The organism is Streptomyces sp. NBC_01471 (genome assembly GCF_041438865.1).
Taxonomy (GTDB): domain Bacteria; phylum Actinomycetota; class Actinomycetes; order Streptomycetales; family Streptomycetaceae; genus Streptomyces.
In genome coordinates this window covers 5,750,370-5,769,609 of sequence record NZ_CP109450.1, presented here as the reverse complement: position 1 = coordinate 5,769,609, position 19,240 = coordinate 5,750,370, and the positions used below count along the sequence as shown (strand labels likewise).

Annotated in this window: 21 protein-coding genes; 13 read left to right on the top strand and 8 right to left on the bottom strand. The window is 71.5% G+C overall.

What is annotated here, in order from left to right; all coding sequences use genetic code 11:
- Position 1: 1 nt before the first annotated feature.
- Positions 2-460: an ATP-binding protein gene (locus tag OG285_RS25840; RefSeq protein ID WP_371792374.1), complete on the bottom strand. Its 459-nt coding sequence runs from the start codon at positions 458-460 to the stop codon at positions 2-4.
- Between the two features lie 83 nt (positions 461-543).
- Here OG285_RS25840 and OG285_RS25835 point away from each other — a divergent pair, with 83 nt between their 5' ends.
- Together OG285_RS25835 and OG285_RS25830 are read left to right on the top strand one after the other, a co-directional pair.
- A complete protein-coding gene (locus tag OG285_RS25835; RefSeq protein WP_371792373.1) occupies positions 544-1,368 on the top strand; it encodes a helix-turn-helix domain-containing protein in 825 nt (274 codons plus the stop codon).
- A complete protein-coding gene (locus OG285_RS25830) occupies positions 1,352-1,618 on the top strand; it encodes a DUF397 domain-containing protein (protein ID WP_371792372.1) in 267 nt (88 codons plus the stop codon). Before OG285_RS25835 ends, OG285_RS25830 begins: the two co-directional genes overlap by 17 nt.
- On the opposite strand, the gene OG285_RS25825 is transcribed toward OG285_RS25830, so the two are convergent.
- Positions 1,615-2,262 carry a pirin family protein gene (locus OG285_RS25825; RefSeq protein ID WP_371793616.1) on the bottom strand — a complete coding sequence of 216 codons (648 nt, stop codon included), beginning with the start codon at positions 2,260-2,262 and terminating at the stop codon, positions 1,615-1,617. The two genes, OG285_RS25830 and OG285_RS25825, sit on opposite strands and share 4 nt — an antisense overlap.
- 62 nt (positions 2,263-2,324) lie before the next feature.
- On the opposite strand from OG285_RS25825, the gene OG285_RS25820 reads away from it, so the two are divergent.
- The 5 genes from OG285_RS25820 to fabF all read left to right on the top strand — a co-directional run bounded on the left by OG285_RS25820 (position 2,325) and on the right by fabF (position 7,240).
- Entirely contained in the window at positions 2,325-3,524 is a 1,200-nt protein-coding gene (locus OG285_RS25820) for a helix-turn-helix domain-containing protein (protein WP_356825477.1), read from the top strand.
- Between the two features lie 89 nt (positions 3,525-3,613).
- Entirely contained in the window at positions 3,614-4,552 is a 939-nt protein-coding gene (locus OG285_RS25815) for an ACP S-malonyltransferase (RefSeq protein ID WP_371793615.1), read from the top strand.
- Between the two features lie 15 nt (positions 4,553-4,567).
- Entirely contained in the window at positions 4,568-5,572 is a 1,005-nt protein-coding gene (locus OG285_RS25810) for a ketoacyl-ACP synthase III (RefSeq protein ID WP_356825479.1), read from the top strand.
- A gap of 81 nt (positions 5,573-5,653) precedes the next feature.
- Positions 5,654-5,902 (top strand): acyl carrier protein, encoded by a 249-nt coding sequence (locus OG285_RS25805; RefSeq protein ID WP_356825481.1) that lies wholly within the window; start codon positions 5,654-5,656, stop codon positions 5,900-5,902.
- A 75-nt stretch (positions 5,903-5,977) separates the two neighbouring features.
- Positions 5,978-7,240 (top strand): beta-ketoacyl-ACP synthase II, encoded by a 1,263-nt coding sequence (gene fabF, locus OG285_RS25800; protein WP_356825483.1) that lies wholly within the window; start codon positions 5,978-5,980, stop codon positions 7,238-7,240.
- A gap of 74 nt (positions 7,241-7,314) precedes the next feature.
- Here fabF and OG285_RS25795 read toward each other — a convergent pair whose 3' ends face one another.
- Entirely contained in the window at positions 7,315-8,190 is an 876-nt protein-coding gene (locus tag OG285_RS25795; protein ID WP_356825485.1) for an NAD(P)-dependent oxidoreductase, read from the bottom strand.
- Between the two features lie 63 nt (positions 8,191-8,253).
- Positions 8,254-8,748, bottom strand: a complete 495-nt coding sequence (locus OG285_RS25790; RefSeq protein ID WP_164260465.1) for a DUF3145 domain-containing protein — start codon at positions 8,746-8,748, stop codon at positions 8,254-8,256.
- A gap of 289 nt (positions 8,749-9,037) precedes the next feature.
- Between OG285_RS25790 and OG285_RS25785 the strand changes: the two genes are divergently transcribed.
- Both OG285_RS25785 and OG285_RS25780 read left to right on the top strand, forming a co-directional pair.
- Positions 9,038-9,934: an SGNH/GDSL hydrolase family protein gene (locus OG285_RS25785; protein WP_371792371.1), complete on the top strand. Its 897-nt coding sequence runs from the start codon at positions 9,038-9,040 to the stop codon at positions 9,932-9,934.
- Between the two features lie 9 nt (positions 9,935-9,943).
- The gene (locus OG285_RS25780) at positions 9,944-10,924 is read left to right on the top strand and encodes an aldose epimerase family protein (protein WP_356825489.1); all 981 of its coding nucleotides are present in this window, start codon (positions 9,944-9,946) and stop codon (positions 10,922-10,924) included.
- A gap of 45 nt (positions 10,925-10,969) precedes the next feature.
- On the opposite strand, the gene OG285_RS25775 is transcribed toward OG285_RS25780, so the two are convergent.
- Positions 10,970-13,423, bottom strand: a complete 2,454-nt coding sequence (locus OG285_RS25775) for a glycoside hydrolase family 3 protein (RefSeq protein WP_371792370.1) — start codon at positions 13,421-13,423, stop codon at positions 10,970-10,972.
- Positions 13,424-13,614: 191 nt separating this feature from the next.
- Here OG285_RS25775 and OG285_RS25770 point away from each other — a divergent pair, with 191 nt between their 5' ends.
- On the top strand, positions 13,615-14,190 hold the full coding sequence (locus OG285_RS25770) for a TetR/AcrR family transcriptional regulator (RefSeq protein WP_356825493.1): 576 nt from the start codon (positions 13,615-13,617) through the stop codon (positions 14,188-14,190).
- Positions 14,191-14,211: 21 nt separating this feature from the next.
- Here OG285_RS25770 and OG285_RS25765 read toward each other — a convergent pair whose 3' ends face one another.
- From OG285_RS25765 to OG285_RS25755, 3 genes are all read right to left on the bottom strand, one after another.
- Complete coding sequence (locus OG285_RS25765) at positions 14,212-15,072, bottom strand: EI24 domain-containing protein (protein WP_371792369.1); 861 nt, start codon at positions 15,070-15,072, stop codon at positions 14,212-14,214.
- 236 nt (positions 15,073-15,308) lie between these two features.
- Positions 15,309-15,737, bottom strand: coding sequence for an organic hydroperoxide resistance protein (locus OG285_RS25760; protein ID WP_356825497.1), 429 nt, complete (start codon positions 15,735-15,737; stop codon positions 15,309-15,311).
- A 64-nt stretch (positions 15,738-15,801) separates the two neighbouring features.
- Positions 15,802-16,821, bottom strand: coding sequence for an NADP-dependent oxidoreductase (locus OG285_RS25755; protein ID WP_371792368.1), 1,020 nt, complete (start codon positions 16,819-16,821; stop codon positions 15,802-15,804).
- A gap of 109 nt (positions 16,822-16,930) precedes the next feature.
- Between OG285_RS25755 and OG285_RS25750 the strand changes: the two genes are divergently transcribed.
- The 3 genes from OG285_RS25750 (at position 16,931) to OG285_RS25740 (ending at position 19,185) form a co-directional block, all read left to right on the top strand.
- Positions 16,931-17,362 carry a MarR family transcriptional regulator gene (locus OG285_RS25750; RefSeq protein WP_356825501.1) on the top strand — a complete coding sequence of 144 codons (432 nt, stop codon included), beginning with the start codon at positions 16,931-16,933 and terminating at the stop codon, positions 17,360-17,362.
- A gap of 67 nt (positions 17,363-17,429) precedes the next feature.
- Positions 17,430-18,008, top strand: a complete 579-nt coding sequence (locus tag OG285_RS25745; RefSeq protein WP_356825503.1) for a hypothetical protein — start codon at positions 17,430-17,432, stop codon at positions 18,006-18,008.
- A gap of 139 nt (positions 18,009-18,147) precedes the next feature.
- On the top strand, positions 18,148-19,185 hold the full coding sequence (locus OG285_RS25740) for a rod shape-determining protein (protein ID WP_356825505.1): 1,038 nt from the start codon (positions 18,148-18,150) through the stop codon (positions 19,183-19,185).
- Positions 19,186-19,240 lie beyond the last annotated feature (55 nt).

Below are 19,240 nucleotides of genomic sequence, written 5' to 3'. Positions count from 1 at the left end.
GTCACCTCGCGGCCTCCCCCGGCGCCCGCGCATCGTCCGCCTTCGCGGCCAGGCACTCGAACCACACCGTCTTGCCGCATCCGTCGCGGCGCGGCTCCACGCCCCAGTGGTCGGTGAGGGCGGCGACCAGGACCAACCCTCGTCCGCCCTCGTCCAGTTCATCGCCGACAGCCGCGCTGGGCAGGCGGGGGCACCCGTCCGCGACCTCGATCCGCACGCCCCGGCCGGGGAGCCAGAAGATGTACGTCTGGCAGAGGCGGCCCGGGACATGCCGTACGACGTTCGCGATCAGCTCGGTGAGCGCCAGCTCCGCCACGTCGGCCACTTCGAGGAGGCCCCAGCCGGTGAGATACATGCGCAGGATGCGGCGCAGATGCAGCGCCGAGTGCTCGCTCACCGCGAAGGCGGCACGGTAGGTCGACTCCGCGACGCCTGCCGGGGAACCATTTACGTCATTCATGTCACCAGCGTGCAATGTGACGGTTACGCTCGGCTACGTACTGAACCGAACGCCGAGCGGCGTTGCAGGCCGGAGGTGCCCCCGTGGCCAACATCCACTCACTCGATCCCAGCGCTTCTCCGCTGGACTACTTCGGCTGGGAGCTGCGCCGGCAGCGAGAGGCCAACGGCCTGAAACAGGGGCAGCTCGGCGACCTCATCTTCTGCACCGGCTCCCTGATCGGCCAGATCGAGACCACGAAGAAGATCCCCACGCGCGATTTCGCCGAGAGGGTGGACGCGGCGCTCGCCACGGACGGGGTGTTCTCACGCCTGGTCGGCCTGGTCCTGCGCAGCCAGCTGCCGACCTGGTTCCAGCCGTATGCGGAGATGGAGGCGCGGGCGGCGTACATCTCCACGTACCAGGCGCAGTTGGTGTACGGGCTACTTCAGACGGAGGAGTACGCGCGGGCGCTGCTCGGCGTCGACCACCCGGGCAAGGTCGATGAGATGGTGGCAGCCCGGCTGGACCGCCAGCGGATCCTGGAGGGGGAGCACGCACCCGCTCTGTGGATCGTCCTGAGTGAGGCCGCGTTGCTTCAGGAGGTCGGCGGGCAGGACGTCATGCGCAGGCAACTGGCCCGGCTGTTGGACTTCCGCGACAATCCGTGGGTGCAGATCCAGGTCATGCCGTTCTCAGCTGGCCAACACACGGGGATGATGGGCTCATTCACATTGCTGAGGTTGGATGACGACCCCGACCTCTTCTACGTGGAGAGCTACGACCAAGGCCATATGACTGCCAATCCGACAGTGATCAAAGAACGTTCGGTCGGCTACGCTCGCCTGCAAGCCACCGCCCTCTCCCCCGAGGACTCGGCGGTACTGATCGCTCGCGTGATGGAGGAACGATATGGAGCCCGGCGATGACCTGACCGGAGCGTGCTGGCGGAAGTCGTCGTACAGCGGCACCAACGGCGGCGAGTGCGTCGAGTGCACAGTGACCGACGGCGCCGCATGGCGGAAGTCGTCGTACAGCGGAAACACCGGCGGCGAATGCGTAGAGGTGGCCCACGGCCTCCCCGGTACCGTGCCGGTCCGCGACAGCAAGAACCCCGCCGGACCCACGCTGTTCGTCCACGCCCCTGCCTGGCAGGCCTTCGTGGACGGGCTCCGCTAGAACTCCCAGATCAGCACCTCGGCGGCCGTCGCCGCCACCAGCTCCAGGCCTTCAGCCTCCGTGATCCGCACCGAGTCGCCCGGCTCCAACTCCGCCTCCGCCAGCCGCACTTCACCCCGTACGACATGCACGTACACCCCCGCCGCGTCCGGCACCGCCACGCGCTCGCCCGGGGCCGGTCTGCGGACTGAGAGCAGGGCGCCCGCCGCCGGGACCGCGTAGGGGGTGGCGTCCGCGATGCCGCGCACGATCTCGTACGAGGGTTCGCCGCCCGGCTCCAGCGGGGCCAGCCACATCTGGACGAAGACCAGCGGCTCCGCGCCCTCGTTGCGCTCCTCGTGGCGCACCCCGCCGGCCGACGAGAGGTGCTGGACGTCTCCGGCCCGTACGACCGTGGCGCCGCCCGTCGAGTCACGGTGGGTGAGCTGGCCCTCGACCACCCACGTGACGATCTCGGTGTGGCTGTGCGGATGTTCGTCGAAGCCCGCCCCGGGCGCGAGCCGCTCCTCGTTGCAGGCCAGGACCGGCCCGAACCGCAGGTTGTCCGGGTCGTAGAAGGTGCCGAACGAGAAGGCGTGGCGGGAGTCGATACCGGCCGCGGGGTCGCCTCCGCGGTAGCGCGCGCCGGAGCGCCGTACATCCATCACGCCGTCCACCGTAGCCCCGCCACGCCATACCGGGGTCCGGATAAGGCAGTCTTGTCCCCGTGCCCCGACCCGATTCCGCGCAGCCCGGCCCCCCTCCCGCACATCCGCACGCCGCGACCCTGAAGAGGCTGGAGCAGTCCTCCGGCCGGCTCTCGGCGAACGCCATCGCCCGGATGGACGAGACCCTGCCGTGGTACCGGGCCATGCCACCGGAGAACCGTTCCTGGATCGGCCTGGTCGCACAGGCCGGCATCGCGGCGTTCACCGAGTGGTTCCGGCACCCCGAAGCCCCCCAGGCGATCTCCACCGACGTCTTCGGCACCGCCCCGCGCGAGCTGACCCGGGCCATCACGCTGCGGCAGACGGTCGAGATGGTGCGCACCACGATCGAGGTCATGGAGACCGCGATCGAGGAAGTCGCCGCCCCGGGTGACGAGTCGATCCTCCGTGAGGCGCTGCTGGTCTACGCCCGGGAGATCGCCTTCGCGACCGCCCAGGTGTACGCGCAGGCCGCCGAGGCCCGCGGCGCCTGGGACGCCCGGCTGGAGTCGCTGGTGGTCAACGCGGTCCTGTCGGGCGAGGCCGACGAGGGCGCCGTCTCCCGCGCCGCCGCGCTCGGCTGGAACTCGCCCGACCACGTCTGTGTGATCCTCGGCACCGCGCCCGAGGGCGACAGCGAGCTGACCGTCGAGGCGATCCGCCGAGCCGCCCGGCACGCCAAGGTGCAGGTGCTGACCGGGGTGCTGGGCAACCGGCTCGTCGTCATCGCGGGCGGCAACGACAATCCGCTCCAGGTCGCCAAGGCCCTGATCGGCCCGTACGCGGCGGGGCCGGTCGTCGCCGGCCCGATCGTGCCCGACCTGCTCGCGGCCACCCGGTCCGCGCAGGCGGCAGCCGCGGGGCTCAAGGCCGGTTACGCCTGGCAGGACGCGCCGCGCCCGGTGCTCGCCGACGATCTGCTGCCGGAGCGCGCCATCGCGTCGGACCCGTCGGCCCGCGAGCAGTTGGTGGAGGAGATCTACAGACCTCTGGAAGAGGCGGGATCCGCCCTCCTGGAGACGCTGAGTGTGTATCTCGAACAGGCGAGCAGTCTGGAGGGCGCGGCCAGGATGCTCTTCGTGCACCCCAACACCGTTCGCTACCGGCTCCGACGTGTGACCGACGTCACCGGTTGGTCACCCTCCGACGTGCGCTCCGCATTCACTCTGCGCATCGCTCTGATCCTGGGGCGCCTGGCCGACGGGGATACGCAGCTCTAGACTTTTGTCGGACACCAACAATTACCCCGACGGTTCTTCGTCCCTGTCCCCACGGGCGTCCGGAGCCGTCCACAAGAGAGAGTGTGAGGGTGCTCGTACTCGTCGCTCCCGGCCAAGGCGCTCAGACGCCCGGCTTCCTGACTCCCTGGCTCGAACTTCCCGGTGCCGCCGACCGCGTCGCCGCGTGGTCGGACGCCATCGGGCTCGACCTTGCCCACTACGGCACGAAGGCCGACGCGGACACCATCCGCGACACCGCGGTCGCCCAGCCGCTGCTGGTCGCGGCCGGCCTGCTGTCCGCTTCCGCGCTGGGCGACTTCGTGCCCGGCGCCGTCGCAGGACACAGCGTCGGCGAGATCACGGCCGCGGCTTTCGCGGGCGTCCTCGACGAAGCGTCGGCGCTCGGTTTCGTACGGACCCGCGGACTGGCCATGGCCGAGGCCGCGGCCGTCACGGAGACCGGGATGGCCGCGCTGCTCGGCGGCGACCCCGGAACCGTGGTCCCGCATCTGGAGAAGCTCGGGCTGACCCCGGCGAACGTGAACGGCGCCGGCCAGATCGTCGCCGCGGGCACCGCCGAGCAGATCGCCGCGCTCGTCGACGACAAGCCCGACGGCGTGCGCCGGGTCATGCCGCTCAAGGTGGCCGGTGCCTTCCACACGCACCACATGGCTCCGGCGGTCGCCGGACTCGGCAGGGCCGCGCAGGACCTGGTCGTCGCCGACCCGGCCGTCCCGTACCTCTCGAACGCCGACGGCGAGGTGGTCACGACCGGTGCCGACGTCGTCGCCCGGCTGGTCAACCAGGTCTCGAACCCGGTCCGCTGGGATCTGTGCATGGAGACCGCGCTGAAGCTGGGCACGACCGCGCTCATCGAGGTCTGCCCCGGTGGCACGCTGGTGGGCATCGCCAAGCGCGCCATGCCCGGTGTGCGGACGCTGGCGCTCAAGACACCCGACGACCTCGACGCGGCTCGCGCCCTCATCGCCGAGACCCAATCACCTGCCGCTGACGCGGCGGGGGCCTAAGGAGCCCGAGAGAGCATGGCGAAGATCAAGCCCAGCCAGGGCGCCCCGTACGCACGGATCATGGGGGTCGGCGGCTACCGGCCGACCCGGGTCGTGCCCAACGAGGTGATCCTGGAGACGATCGACTCGTCCGACGAGTGGATCCGCTCCCGCTCCGGCATCGCGACCCGCCACTGGGCGTCGGACGAGGAGACCGTGGCCGCGATGTCCATCGAGGCCTCCGGCAAGGCCATCGCCGACGCCGGGATCACCGCCGACCGGATCGGCGCCGTGGTCGTGTCGACGGTCTCGCACTTCGCACAGACGCCGGCCATCGCGACCGAGATCGCCTTCCGGCTCGGCACCGAGAAGGCGCCCGCCTTCGACATCTCGGCGGGCTGCGCCGGTTTCGGCTACGGACTGACGCTCGCCAAGGGCATGGTCGTCGAGGGTTCCGCCGAGTACGTGCTGGTCATCGGCGTCGAGCGGCTCAGCGACCTCACCGACCTGGAGGACCGCGCGACGGCCTTCCTCTTCGGCGACGGCGCGGGCGCGGTCGTCGTCGGCCCGTCCAAGGAGCCGCACATAGGCCCCACGGTATGGGGCTCGGAGGGCGACAAGTCCGAGACGATCAAGCAGACCGTGCCGTGGTCGGACTACCGCGACGGCAAGGGCCGCGACAAGTTCCCCGCCATCACGCAGGAGGGCCAGGCGGTCTTCCGCTGGGCCGTGTTCGAGATGGCCAAGGTCGCCCAGCAGGCCCTGGACGCGGCCGGTATCGCCGCGGCCGACCTGGACGTCTTCATCCCGCACCAGGCCAACATGCGGATCATCGACTCGATGGTGAAGACCCTCAAGCTGCCGGACCATGTCACGGTCGCCCGTGACGTCGAGACCACCGGCAACACCTCCGCGGCCTCGATTCCGCTTGCGATGGAGCGGCTCCTGGCGACCGGTCAGGCGAAGAGCGGCGACACCGCGCTGGTCATCGGCTTCGGGGCGGGTCTCGTCTACGCCGCGACTGTCGTTACCCTCCCCTAGGGCATTCCGGAGGAATCCGGTTCGCCCGCACACCCCCAGAAGACCCCGACCCACACCGCTACACACCGAAGGAGCGCCATCATGGCCGCCACTCAGGAAGAGATCCTCGAAGGTCTCGCCGAGATCGTCAACGAGATCGCCGGCATCCCGGTCGAGGACGTCCAGCTGGACAAGTCCTTCACCGACGACCTGGACGTCGACTCGCTGTCCATGGTCGAGGTCGTCGTCGCCGCCGAAGAGCGCTTCGAGGTCAAGATCCCGGACGACGACGTCAAGAACCTCAAGACCGTCGGCGACGCTGCCGATTACATCCTGAAGCACCAGGCCTGACCCAGGCCCGCGGCTGACGCCACCCGGCGGTGGCGCCGTGATTCAGATCCCTCTACACGTGGAGAAGAAATTCCAGTGAGCCCGACCAATCGCACCGTGGTCGTCACCGGTATCGGCGCAACCACACCGCTGGGTGGCGACAGCGCTTCGACCTGGGACGGTCTGCTCGCAGGCCGTTCCGGCGTCAAGCCGCTCACCGGCGAGCGCTTCGCCGAGCTCCCGGTCCGCATCGCCGCCCCGGTGGCTGTCGACCCGAGCGAGGTCCTGGCGCGCCCCCTCGCCCGCAAGCTGGACCGCTCGGCCCAGTTCGCCGTGATCGCGGCCCGTGAGGCCTGGTCCGACGCGGGCTTCACCGCGAAGGCCGGCGAGGACGACGCCATCCGCCCCGAGCGCCTCGGCGCGGTCGTCGCCTCCGGTATCGGCGGCATCACCACCCTGCTCGACCAGTACGACGTGCTCAAGGAGAAGGGCGTACGCCGCGTCTCCCCGCACACCGTCCCCATGCTCATGCCGAACGGCCCGTCCGCGAACGTCGGGCTCGAACTCGGCGCGCAGGCGGGTGTCCACGCGCTGGTCAGCGCGTGCGCGTCCGGCGCCGAGGCGGTCGGCTACGCGGCCGAGATGATCCGCTCAGGCCGTGCCGACGTCGTCGTCGCCGGTGGCACCGAGGCGACCATCCACCCGCTGCCCATCGCGGCCTTCGCCAACATGATGGCGATGTCCAAGAACAACGAGGACCCCGAGGGTGCCTCCCGCCCGTACGACAAGGGCCGCGACGGCTTCGTACTCGGCGAGGGCGCCGGCATCGTGGTCCTGGAGTCGGCCGAGCACGCCGCCGCGCGCGGCGCCAGGGTCTACTGCGAGCTGGTGGGCCAGGGCCTGTCCTCGGACGCCCACCACATCGCACAGCCGGAGCCGACCGGTCGCGGTATCGCGGCGGCGCTGCGGCACATGCTGGAGACCACCGACCTGAAGCCCTCCGAGGTCGTGCACGTCAACGCGCACGCCACGTCGACCCCGCAGGGTGACGTCGCGGAGATCAAGGCGCTCCGCCAGGTGCTGGGCGACGACCTCGACCACGTCGCGATCTCCGCGACGAAGTCGATGACCGGGCACCTGCTCGGCGGCGCGGGCGGCATCGAGACCGTCGCCACGGTGCTCGCGCTGTACCACCGCACGGCCCCGCCGACCATCAACATCGTCGATCTCGACGAAGAGGTCGAAGCGGACATCGTGCGGGACAAGCCGCGGACGCTGCCGGAGGGTCCGATCTCCGCGGTCAACAACTCGTTCGGGTTCGGCGGCCACAACGTGATGCTGGCGTTCCGCTCCGTCTGATCACCCGGCGCCCGTAACGCACAGGCCCGCCCCTCCCCGTCCGGGAGCGGCGGGCCTGTGCGTTCCGCTCCGCCTCAGGCCTCGAAACTCGCGAAGTACGACGCGGCCATGTCGTCGTCGCCGTGCCCCAGCGCCTCGGCCCGGCGGAAGCGCTCGCCGCCCGCGGCGGCCACGTCCAGCCGCACGCCCGCCGCGCGCCCCGCCTCGACGATCAGACGGGCGTCCTTCGCCGCCGTGGTGACCGAGAAGCTCGGGGTGTAGTCCTCGGTGAGGATCGTCTGCGCCTTGAGGTGCAGATAGCCGCAGTCGAGCGAGCCGCCGCCGACCGCGCCCAGGAAGCTCGCGGGGTCCACGCCGAGACCGGCCGCCAGCGCGAGTGCCTCGGCCGTGCCGTGGGTGAGGGCCAGCACCCAGCTGTTGCAGACCAGTTTGAGGCGGGTGGCCGCTCCCGTCGTGCCGTCCTCGCCGACCCAGACCGTACGGGAGCCGACGGCGTCCAGGACGGGAGCGACGTCGTCGCGTACGGAGCCGGGTCCGGCCGCCAGGACCGTGAGCTGCCCGCTCTCCGCCGGGGCCTTGGTGCCCAGGACCGGCGCGTCCACGAAGACCAGCCCGTGCTGCCTGGCCAGCGCCGCCAGCGGAAGGAGCCCCTCGGTGCCCGCTGTCGTGGACTGGAGCCAGACCGTCCCGGCGCTCAGTGAGGGCCCGGCCGCGGTCATCGCGTCGAGCGCCGCCGCGCCGTCGTACAGCATGGTGATCACGACGTCCGCGCCCGCGACGGCCTCGCCGGGCGTGCCGGTGACGCGTGCGCCCACGTCGGCCAGGGGCTCGGCCTTGGACCGGGTCCGGTTCCAGACGCGGACGTCCAGCCCGGCGCGGCAGAGGTTGCGGGCCATCGCGGCGCCCATGATGCCCGTACCGAGGACAGCTACTGAGGTGTTGTCAGCCATGCCCCCACCGTAAGGCGGATCGGGGCCTGTCGTCCGGACCGGGCCTGGTCCAAACGCATGGCCTCAGACGACCTGGTGCAGCCAGCGCACCGGGGCTCCCTCGCCGGCGTACCTGAAGGGCTCCAGTTCGTCGTCCCACGGCTTGCCGAGCAGGCGGGCGATCTCGGCCTCCAGGTCGCTCTCGCCGCCCAGTGAACGGGCCAGTGCGGCCCGCAGCCGGTCCTCGGGGATCAGGATGTCGCCGTGGATTCCGGTGACGGCGTGGAAGATGCCCAGCTCGGGCGTGGCGCTGTAGCGCTCGCCCTCGGCCGAAGGGCACGGTTCGGACGTCACTTCGAAGCGCAGCAGATTCCAGCCACGCAGTGCGGAGGCGAGCTGGGACGCGGTGCCCGTGCCGCCCTTCCAGGAGAATTCGGATCTCCAGGTACCGGGAGAGGCGGGCTGCCTGATCCAGTCGAGGTTCACCCGCGCACCCAGAACGCCCGCCACGGCCCACTCAACGTGCGGGCACAGCGCGCGTGGTGCGGAGTGCAGATACAGAACTCCACGTGTCGTCACCGGGACCTCCAGTGCGGTTCGAGGTACGCCTTCCCCAGCGGCCTCTCGCCCGTTCTGCCCCGGGGTGCAACAGTAAACAGCATCGGGAGTTAATCTCCTGAAATGGGACAGTATGTGACGTGATGTAATTTACCGGAGTCGCTGGTGGGCGAAGTTGCCACTGGTTCGACGTGGAAAAACTACCGTGCGGCGGCCTCACTCGTGTGACGTACTGTCGGTCCGAGCCCCGTTGAACACACAGCTTTCACTCGGCAGGACGCCCGGGTCGGCCACTTGGAGGGTGCAGAGGATGCCGGAATCCCGCCGGAGCCGCCGTGGCCGCACCGCTGTCGCGGCGCTGACGGCGGCGCTCGTCCTCCCGCTCGGCGCGCTGGCCGGCTGTGACTCTTCCGACAGTGGCGCGAATCGTGCGCAGGCCCATCGCAGCGCGTCGCCCCCACCCGCCCCGACCTGGGACAGGTCCCCCCGCTCGGTCGCCGCGGTGGGCGACTCCATCACCCGGGGCTTCGACGCCTGTTCGGTGCTCTCGGACTGTCCCGCGGTGTCCTGGGCGACCGGTTCGGACGCCCGGGTACGGAGTCTGGTCTCCCGGCTCGGTGTGAAGAAGGCCTGGAACGACGCCAGGACCGGGGCCCGGATGGCCGATGTGCCGGGCCAGATCGCCGCCGCGGCGGCGCACCGGCCCGAGTTGCTGACGATCATGGCAGGTGCCAATGACGCGTGCCGGGACTCGGTTTCGCACATGACACCGGTGGATGAATTCCGAACATCGTTTGCGACGGCGCTGAAACGTTTTCGCACGGCACTGCCCATGAGCGAGGTCTATGTGTCGAGCGTTCCGGACCTGAAGCGGCTGTGGTCGCAGGGGCGCGGCAACCCGCTGGGCAAGGAGATCTGGAAGCTGGGGTTCTGCGCCTCGATGCTGCGGGACGCGGACGCGGTGGACCCGGCGGCCGTGCGGCGGCGGGACGCCGTACAGAAGCGGGTCGTCGCGTACAACACCGTCCTCAAGGACGTGTGCGCCGCCGACACGCACTGCCGGTACGACGGCGGGGCGGTCTTCGGGTTCCGCTTCACCGGGGCGCAACTGAGCCACTGGGACTGGTTCCACCCGGGCAGGGACGGCCAGGAGCGGCTGGCGGAGATCGCGTACCGCGCCATCACGGCCGTGCGGCCCCCGGCGTAGGGTCCGCTCATGAGCAGCGCGCAGCCGGAGCCCTTCGGCCGTCTCGGTGACGGCACACCAGTCCACCGCTGGACCCTGGAGCGCGGCGGTACGCGGGTGCGCGTGCTCACCTACGGCGGGATCGTGCAGTCGGTCGAGGTGCCCGACCGGGCGGGCGCGGTGGCCGCAGTGGCGCTGGGGTTCCCGGACCTGGCCGGGTATCTGGCCTCCCCCGGGCCGTACTTCGGGGCGCTGATCGGGCGGTACGCGAACCGCATCGCGGGCGGTTCCTTCGAGCTCGACGGGCGGAGGTACCAGCTGCCCCGCAACAACCCGCCGCACAGCCTGCACGGCGGCGACCGGGGGTTCGACAAACGGATCTGGGAGGCGGAGGCGACCGGGCACGGGGTGCGGCTCTCCCGGGTCAGCCCGGACGGCGAGGAGGGCTTCCCTGGACGGCTGGCCGTCTCCGTGACGTACGGCCTGACGGAGAGCGGTGCGCTGCGGATCCGGTACGAGGCGACGACGGACGCGCCGACCGTGGTGAGCCTGACCAACCACTCGTACTGGAACCTGGCCGGCGCGGGCTCCGGCAGCGCGGCCGGGCACGAACTGCGGATCGGCGCCTCGCGGGTGACGCCCGTGGACGCGGAGCTGATCCCGACCGGCGGGACGGCGCCGGTGGCGGGGACGCGCTTCGACTTCCGGCAGGCCCGGAAGGTGGGCCTCGGCTACGACCACAACTACGTGCTCGACGGTGACGGCGCCGAGGCGGCCGAACTGTCGGACCCGGTGTCGGGACGGGTACTGACCGTCACGACCGGCGAGCCGGGCCTCCAGCTCTACACCGGTGACCACATCGACGACGGGCCGTACGGGCCGGGCGCCGGGATCGCGCTGGAGACCCAGCGCTTCCCCGACGCGCCCAACCGGCCGGAGTTCCCCGGTGCGGTGCTCCGGCCGGGGGACGCGTTCGTCTCCGAGACGGTGTACGGGTTCTCGGCGCGGTAGGTGTCCGTACGGCGGCGCTCCCCCGTGCGGAGGAGCGCCGGTCCGTCAGGACGTGACCGTGGCCCTCAGCCTGGTGTCCGTGAGGGAGCGGCCGGTGCGGATCTCGTAGCTGCCGGGGCGCTGCTCCCAGGCGTTGGCCTTCTCGTCCCAGGTCTCGAAGGCCCGCGCGGAGAGTGCGACGGTCACCTCCGCCGTCTCCCCCGGCGCGGCTTCCACGGTGGCGAATCCGGCCAGCTGACGGGCGGCCCGGTCCGTACCGGGGTCGGCGGGGGCGGCATAGACCTGGACCGTTTCGCGTCCGGTGCGGGTGCCGGTGTTGCGGATCCGGACGGTGGCGGCCGTGCTGGTCACGTCCAGGGACTCGTAGCTCCACTCCGTGTAGCCCAGGCCGTGGCCGAAGGGGTAGGCGGGCGTGGTGCCGGCCCGGTCCCAGGCCCGGTAACCGATGAACACACCTTCCTCGTAAGGGAGTTCGCCGCCTTCCGGTTCGATCCTGCTGACCGGGGCGTCCGCCAGGACAGCCGGCCAGGTGGTGGGCAGGCGCCCGCCCGGCTCCGCCGCTCCGAGCAGGACGTCGGCGAGGGCCGAGCCGCCCTCCTGGCCCGGGAACCAGCTGAGCAGCACCGCCGCCACGTCCCCGCGCCAGGGCAGCTCCACCGGGGAGCCCGCGTTGACGACGACGACCGTGTTCGGGTTGGCGGCGGCCACGGCGCGGACCAGGTCGTCCTGCCGGCCGGGGAGCCTCAGGTCCGTGCGGTCGAAGCCCTCGGACTCGACCTCCTCGGTGGTGGCCACGACCACGACGGCGGTGTCCGCCTCGCGGGCGGCGGCGACGGCCTCGGCGATCAGCTCGTCGGGGTCGCGCTGCGGGTCGCGGTGCATGAGCGAGAAGCCGATGGCCTGGAGCCGGGAGCCGGCGCTCTTGAACACGGTGTACTCCAGGGCGATGGCGACCGACTCCCCCGCGGTGAGGGTGGCGGTGCCGCGCTCGACGGGGGCGCCGAAGACCGCGGCGAACGGGTCGCCCTCGTCGGCCGGCAGCTCGTTCCCGTCGAAGAGGACCTGGTCGCCCACCGTGAGCCGGAAGCCGCCGAGCCCCCGGGTGCCGAAGGTGTGCTCGCCGCTCTCCCTGGGCGTGAACGTGCCCTTGACCTCGATGGTGTGCAGCGCCTCGTGGGTCACTCCGTCGGGCAGGTCGCTACCCACCCACTGGATGCGTCCGCCGGGCACCGATGCGGTGCCGAGGATCCGCCCCGCCTTGTCGCGGCAGACGGCGTGCAGGGCGAAACCCTGCCCCGCCGCGGCCAGTTGACCGCTCGGGTCGGCGCCCAGGGCGTAGCTGACGGCGCCCTCGGGGAGTGCGGCGGCCAGCCCGTCGAGCGGGGAGACCACCCGGGTCGGGAAGACGGTGGCCGAGCCGCCGCCGAGGATGCGGGCGTCGCGGGCGGCGGCGCCGATCAGCGCGACCTTGCGGGTCCTTGACGCGTCGAGGGGCAGCGCGCCGCTCTCGTTCCGTACGAGGACGAAGGCGCGCCGGGCGATCTCGCGGGACAGCTCACGGCCGTCCGTCTCCGCCGGGAGGTCGGTGACGACCGGCGGGGCGCCGTCGAGGATGCCGACCCGGGCGGCGAGCCGCAGGACGTTCCGTACCGCGTCGTCGACCGCGCTCTCCGGGACCTCGCCCGCCCGCACGGCGGCGGCCAGCGGTGCGCCGTACGGGGTGGCCGGGCCCGGCATCGCGACGTCGAGGCCGCCGACGATGTCGCCGGCGGTGGAGCGCGCGGCCGTCCAGTCCGAGACGTTGAACCCGTCGAAGTGCCACTCGCCGCGCAGGACTTCGTTCACGAGGTAGCGGTGCTCGGTCATCGTCGTGCCGTTGACCGAGTTGTACGCGGTCATGATGCCCCAGGGGTGGGCGTTCCTGACGATGGCCTCGAAGGGGGCCAGGTACAGCTCGCGCAGCGGGCGCGGGGCGATGAGGTTGTCGACGGTGAAGCGGTCGGTCTCCGCGTCGTTGCCGACGAAGTGCTTGACGGTGGTGCCGACGCCGCCGCTCTGCACACCCCGGACGTAGCCCGTGCCGATCTCACCGGTGAGGTACGGATCCTCGGAGTAGCACTCGAAGTGCCGCCCGCCGAGCGGTGAGCGGTGCAGGTTGACGGTCGGCGCGAGCAGGACGTGGACCCCCTTGCGCCGCGCTTCCTGGGCGAGCAGCACCCCGGCCCTGCGGGCCAGCTCCGGGTCCCAGGTGGCCGCGAGGGCGGTCGGTGACGGCAGGGCGATGGACGGGTCGTCGGCGGTCCAGCGCACACCGCGGACCCCGATCGGGCCGTCCGACATGACGAGGGACTTCAGTCCGATCTCCGGGATCGCCGGGAGGCTCCAGAAGTCCTGCCCGGAGAGCAGCCGGGCCTTGGTGTCGAGATCGAGCGTGCCGAGCGCGGCCTCGACCGCGGCCTCGCGGACCGGGTCCGCGTCGTTGATGGGGTTGGCTGCCACCGTCGTACCTCCGCCTTGAAGTGTGGGAGCCCCGGGTCCCTGAGACCCCGATGTGCTCAGGCTCCGCAGTCCGGTGCGTGATGTTTCCATCCTGACGCCCATACCGGTAGATCGGTAGGTTTCGTTACGCCTTCGTGATGTGCGATGTCGTACGGTCCTCGGAGAACACGTGCGGGGAAAGGAGCCGGTGGATGGGGAGCGCCAGGGGGGAAGGGCGGCGGGCGGAGATCCTCCGTGCGGCCCTTGAGGTCATCGCGGAGCGCGGCTACCGGGGGACGACGCTCGGCGCCGTCGCCGAGCGGGTGGGCCTCAGCCAGCAGGGGCTGCTGCACTACTTCCCGAGCAAGGACGCCCTGCTCGTCGCCGTGCTGGAAGCACGCGACCGCTGGGACCCGGGCGCGTCGGCTCGCTCCGGTGAGGCCTGGCCGCTCGAACTGCTCGGGTCGCTGGTGGAGTACAACGCCATGCGGCCGGGGATCGTGCAGACCTTCGCCGCGCTGCTCGGCGAGAGCGTGACGGACGGGCATCCGGCGCGGGAGTTCTTCACGCGCCGCTATGCGCAGGTGCGGGGGTCGATGGCGGCCACCCTGCGCGGCGAGTTCGGGGACCGGCTGCCGAGCGGGCTGACGCCCGAGGAAGTGGCGCCGCTGCTGGTGGCGGTGATGGACGGCCTCCAGTACCAGTGGCTGCTGGACCCGGAATCGGTGGACATGCCCACCGCTTTCCGGGCCTTCACGACGCTGCTCGGCGGTGGTGCGACGGGGTGATGCGCGGGCGGCGGCCCTGCGCTACCAGGTCCGGGAGGGGGCGGCGGGCGGAGGCGTGGGCGCCGCGGGTGCCCCGTCAGCGCCGTTCACGCCGTCGGCGGGCGGTTCCGGCAGAGCGTCCGGTACGGCGTCCGGTTCGCGCGCCGTCTCCCCCGTCAGGTCGCGCACCATCAGGGTCGCTCCCGCCACCGCGCCCGGCATGAGGAAGACCGCGACCAGCGGCACCAGGAAGCAGAGGGTCAGCGGGACCCCGAAGCCGAGGGTGAGCAGACGACGGCTCTTCAGCAGGGCCAGCCGCTCCCGGAACTCCATGCCCCGGCGTTGCAGCGCCACCGCCGTCAGCTCCTCGGCGAGGAAGAAGCCGGAGACGCAGAAGCCGATCGCCGGGACGACGGTCTGGCCGACGACCGGGAGGAAACCGGCGGCGAAGAGCAGCAGGCCGTAGAACGCCACCCGTACCAGGATGCGGAGGCTGTCGCGGGCGGAGATCCACAGTTCGCGCCAGAGGGAGAGGCCGGATCCGGGGACGTCGGCGCCCTCGGACGCGTCGACCCGCCCGGAGAGCGCCTCGTAGAAGGGCTGGCCGATCAGCAGGGTCACCGCGGTGAACGAGACGACGGCGAGCAGCAGGGCCAGCGCCCACAACAGTACGGTCAGACAGCCCCGGAGGAGTCCCGGCCAGGGCGTGCTCCAGGTGTCGGCGAACGGTGTCGCCCAGGTGACCGCGTCGTCCGCCCAGAACGCGAGCGCGACCAGCGCCACCCCGTAGAGGACGAGCGTGATCAGCCCCGGCAGCAGCCCGAATCCGTACTGCCTGCCGCGCCCGCCGACCCAGCGCTGGCCCTTCACCAGATAACCGAAACCCGCCCCGAGATCACCCATGCGCCGCAGCCTATCGGGGGCCGGCGCAGCCGGGTGCCGCAGCGTCCGGCCCCCGGCCCGGCCGGCGAACGGCGGGAACGGGGCTGTCGGCGCAGGCCCGTTGACCTTGCGCGCGTCACCCCATTGCAAGGTCGGCACGGTCGGCAAGGTCCCTGGAATACGGACAGAGGACCGCCCCCGCCGGAGCGGGTGCGGCCCTCCCTGTCCCGGCCGGAGCCGGGATCAGCCGTTCATGATCAGGCGACGGCCAGGTCGACCTTGATGTTGCCGCGGGTGGCGTTCGAGTACGGGCACACCTGGTGCGCCTTCTCGATCAGCGACTGCGCGGCGGCCGCGTCGACGTTCGGGATGGAGGCCGTGATGGTGACCTCCAGGCCGAAGCCGCCCTGCTCGGTCTTGCCGATGGAGACGGCCGCGGTCACGGTCGAGCCGGAGATGTCGGCCTTCTCCTGGCGGGCGACGACACCGAGCGCACCCTGGAAGCAGGCGCTGTAACCGGCGGCGAAGAGCTGCTCCGGGTTGGTGCCCGCGCCGCTTCCGCCCATCTCCTTCGGCGGGTTGACGACGACGTCGAGGTTGCCGTCGCTGGAGGAGACCCGGCCGTCACGGCCGTTCTCGGCGGTGGCGACTGCGGTGTACGCGACATCGATCTTCTGGATTGCCATGAGAGTTCCTTCTGTTGTGTACGCCGCATCTCGCGCCCACGACCGCGGCGGCCTGGGGGCGAGCCTACTGGTTGACGGCGACGATCATCTTCCCGGTGTTCTCACCGCGGAGCAGCCCGAGAAACGCCTCGACGCCCTGTTCGACACCTTCGACGACCGTTTCCTGGTACTTCAGCTCGCCCGAGGCGATCCAGCCAGCGACGTCCTTCACGAACTGCGGCTGGAGCGCCGCGTGATCGCCGACGAGCATGCCCTGGAGCCGCAGCCGCTTGCCGATGACCAGCGCGAGGTTGCGCGGGGCCGGGGTGGCCTCGGTGTTGTTGTACTGCGAGATCATTCCGCAGATCGTGGCGCGGCCGTGCACGTTGAACGAGTTGATGGCCGCTTCGAGGTGCTCGCCGCCCACGTTGTCGAAGTACACGTCGATGCCGTCGGGGGCGGCCTCGCGCAGCTGCTGCGCCACGGGGCCGTTCTTGTAGTTGAACGCAGCGTCGAAGCCGAGGTCGTCGACGAGGTGCCTGACCTTCTCGTCGGAGCCCGCGGAGCCGATGACGCGCGCGGCACCCCTGATCCTGGCCATCTGGCCGACCTGGCTGCCGACGGCGCCCGCGGCGCCGGAGACGAAGACGGTCTCGCCCTCCTTGAAGGCGGCGACATCGAAGAGGCCGGCGTAGGCGGTGAGGCCCGTCATACCGAGCACGCCGAGGTAGGCGGAGAGCGGGGCGGCCGCCGGGTCGACCTTGGTGGCGTGCTGGACGGGCACGTGTGCGTACTCACGCCAGCCGAGGCCGTGCAGCACGTGGTCGCCCACCGAGAAGCCCTCGGCGTTCGACGCGATGACCTCGCCGACCGCGCCGCCGTCCATCGGCTTGTCGAGCTGGAAGGGCGGTGTGTACGACTTGACGTCGTTCATCCTTCCCCGCATGTACGGGTCGACCGAGAAGTAGAGGTTGCGGACCAGGATCCGTCCCTCGGCGGGCTCGGACACCGGGACCTCGCGCAGGGCGAAGTCCGCCGGGGTGGGCCAGCCGCTCGGACGGGCGGTGAGATGCCATTCGCGGCCGGTCGTGGGGAGTGCGGACATCGGTGTACAACCTCCTGAGCAAAGCTTCATGACGTGAAATATCTACCGTCTTAAACAACCATGCGCCTGGATATTTTAGATTGTCAAGCATGCGGGTACGCTGGGAGGCATGGCCACTCGTACAGACCCGCTCACCCTGGAAGTCGTCGAGCTGATCGGTGACGTCGTCGCCCGGTACTACCAGGAGTACGACGAGGCCGCGGCCGTGCACTCGCTCACCGGCGCCCAGGCACGGGTGCTGGGTCTGCTGTCCATCGAGGCGATGCCCATGCGCCGTCTCGCCGGGCATCTGAAGTGCGAGCCGTCGAACGTCACGGGCATCGTCGACCGGCTCGAAGCGCGCGGCCTCGCCGAGCGCCGCCCCGACCCCGCCGACCGCCGGGTCAAGCTGGCCGCGGCCACCGAGGCGGGCCGGCGGACCTCCCGGGAGCTGCGCGCCACGATGGACTTCGCCCGTGAACCGCTCGCCGAGCTGTCGGCCGGGGAGCGGACGGTGCTGCGGGACCTGCTGAAGCGGATGCTGGGGCGCACCGACGGGTAGGGCCACCCGTCCGGAGGTGCTCCACCCGCCGGGCCCGGTGCGCGTGCCGTACGGGCAGGATGGGTGTATGCCGCGATCAGGGAGCCCGTTCGGGCCGCTCGACTTCCAGCTGGTGCTGCTGCGCCGGATGGCCGACCATCAGCCGGACCTCGTCGAGGACGCCCGGCGCGAGCTGGGCGTCACACTCGCCGAGATGCGCGAGGCGAACCGCCGCTGGCAGGCGATGGTCCGCTCGCCCCGCTCCCGCGGGGCCGCCCAGCGCTACCGCTCGGTGCTCGGCGAGCCGTCGGCCACCGCCCGCCGGACGATCGGCGACCTGGAGTGCGACGCCCTCCAGTGGCCGGTGCCGCTCTGGCCCGGCCTGCGGTTCGAAGTGCTGACCGCGCCCGGCGGCGCGGTGTGGAACGAGTGGCTGGTCCGCGCCCCGGGCGCCACCGCACCGGCCCTGCACTCGGCGGACGACCTGCGGCCCTGGTCGTGCACGGTGGACGAGGTGGCCCGCGCCTTCGCCCCCGTACGGCCGATGGAGGGCACCGCGCCGACCCGGTGGCGGCTCGCCCTCACCCTGCCCGGCGGGCGTCCCGCCGTCGCCGAATTCACCTGGGGGCTGCTCCAGGACGTACGGCCCAGCGACACACCCCTTTAGGAGCTTGCTTTCTGGCGAGGCGTCAGAACACCACCCGGGCGGCTCAGCCCAGCGCGCGCACCGGTCGCGGCCGTCGCACGATGCGATGAGGACCGGCTGCCGCCGGTGCTCCACCCAGCGTCTCTCGGGAGATCGTGCCGTGACCGTCAGTCTTGATCAGTTGCGCCGTTGCCAGGTAGCCGTCGACCTCGGGGCCTCGCGGACCCGGGTGTTCGTCAAGGGCATGGGGCTCGTCGTGGACGAACCGAGCGTCGTCGCGGTGAACAGCCGGACGGGCGCGCTCATCGCCGTCGGTTCCTTCGCCGAGCAGATGACCGGCCGTACCCCCGCCTACATCCGGGTGGCGCGCCCCGTCACGGGCGGCACCGTCGTCGACATCGACCTGGCGCGGCGCATGCTGGGGCAGCTCCTCGGCGACAAGCTGCGGCGCAGACTGCGCCGCACCCCGATGCTGCGCGCCGCCGCGTGCACCCCGCACGAGTCCGACCCGCTGGCGCAGCGTGCCACGGTCGAGACCCTGGTCGGGCTCGGCGCCCGGCGGGTCGAGCTGGTCGACACCCTCATCGCCGCCGCCGTCGGCTGCGGGCTCCCCGTCGAGCAGCCGACCGCCACCATGATCATGGTCTGTGGCGCGGCGACCACGCAGATCGCCGTCCTCTCACTCGGCTCGATCGTCACCGCCGAGCGGATCCCGGTCGGCGGTGAGGCCATCGACCGGGCCATCGTGCAGCACATGCGCCAGCACCACGAGCTGCTGCTGCCGAGCCAGTCCGTACGGCCGCTGCAACTGGCGCTCAGCGGCAACGGGCTGGCCCTGGACGGGCCCGAGTTCACCGAGATCCACGGCAGGGACGTGGCCACCGGCCTCGCCCGTTCGGTCCAGGTCGAAACCGCGGCCGTACGGGAGGCCATCCACACCCCGCTGACCGCCGTGCTCGACGGCATCGGCCGGGTGCTGCGCGGCTGCCCGCCGGATCTGGTCGCCGACCTGTCGGACCGCGGCATCATGATGGTCGGCGGGAGCGCCCTGCTGCCGGGCCTGGAACAGATGGTCCGCAACGCGACGAGGATGCCGGTGCACATCGCCGAGCGGCCCGACGTCTGCTCGGTCCTCGGACTCGGCGCGATGCTGGAGGGAAAGATCCAGCCCATGACGCTGGCTCCGCTGAGCGGCTGACGGACCGCTGACGGGCGGCCACCCGACAGGACCCGAGCGGCACCGCGGGGCCTGC

Bases quoted from the DNA above. Each gene is read 5' to 3' on its own strand.
- OG285_RS25840 (WP_371792374.1), bottom strand. From the start codon at position 460: ATGAATGACGTAAATGGTTCCCCGGCAGGCGTCGCGGAGTCGACCTAC.
- OG285_RS25830 (WP_371792372.1), top strand. From the start codon at position 1,352: ATGGAGCCCGGCGATGACCTGACCGGAGCGTGCTGGCGGAAGTCGTCG.
- OG285_RS25825 (WP_371793616.1), bottom strand. From the start codon at position 2,262: ATGGATGTACGGCGCTCCGGCGCGCGCTACCGCGGAGGCGACCCCGCG.
- OG285_RS25810 (WP_356825479.1), top strand. From the start codon at position 4,568: ATGGCGAAGATCAAGCCCAGCCAGGGCGCCCCGTACGCACGGATCATG.
- OG285_RS25805 (WP_356825481.1), top strand. From the start codon at position 5,654: ATGGCCGCCACTCAGGAAGAGATCCTCGAAGGTCTCGCCGAGATCGTC.
- OG285_RS25795 (WP_356825485.1), bottom strand. From the start codon at position 8,190: ATGGCTGACAACACCTCAGTAGCTGTCCTCGGTACGGGCATCATGGGC.
- OG285_RS25785 (WP_371792371.1), top strand. From the start codon at position 9,038: ATGCCGGAATCCCGCCGGAGCCGCCGTGGCCGCACCGCTGTCGCGGCG.
- OG285_RS25780 (WP_356825489.1), top strand. From the start codon at position 9,944: ATGAGCAGCGCGCAGCCGGAGCCCTTCGGCCGTCTCGGTGACGGCACA.
- OG285_RS25770 (WP_356825493.1), top strand. From the start codon at position 13,615: ATGGGGAGCGCCAGGGGGGAAGGGCGGCGGGCGGAGATCCTCCGTGCG.
- OG285_RS25765 (WP_371792369.1), bottom strand. From the start codon at position 15,072: ATGGGTGATCTCGGGGCGGGTTTCGGTTATCTGGTGAAGGGCCAGCGC.
- OG285_RS25760 (WP_356825497.1), bottom strand. From the start codon at position 15,737: ATGGCAATCCAGAAGATCGATGTCGCGTACACCGCAGTCGCCACCGCC.
- OG285_RS25755 (WP_371792368.1), bottom strand. From the start codon at position 16,821: ATGTCCGCACTCCCCACGACCGGCCGCGAATGGCATCTCACCGCCCGT.
- OG285_RS25750 (WP_356825501.1), top strand. From the start codon at position 16,931: ATGGCCACTCGTACAGACCCGCTCACCCTGGAAGTCGTCGAGCTGATC.
- OG285_RS25745 (WP_356825503.1), top strand. From the start codon at position 17,430: ATGCCGCGATCAGGGAGCCCGTTCGGGCCGCTCGACTTCCAGCTGGTG.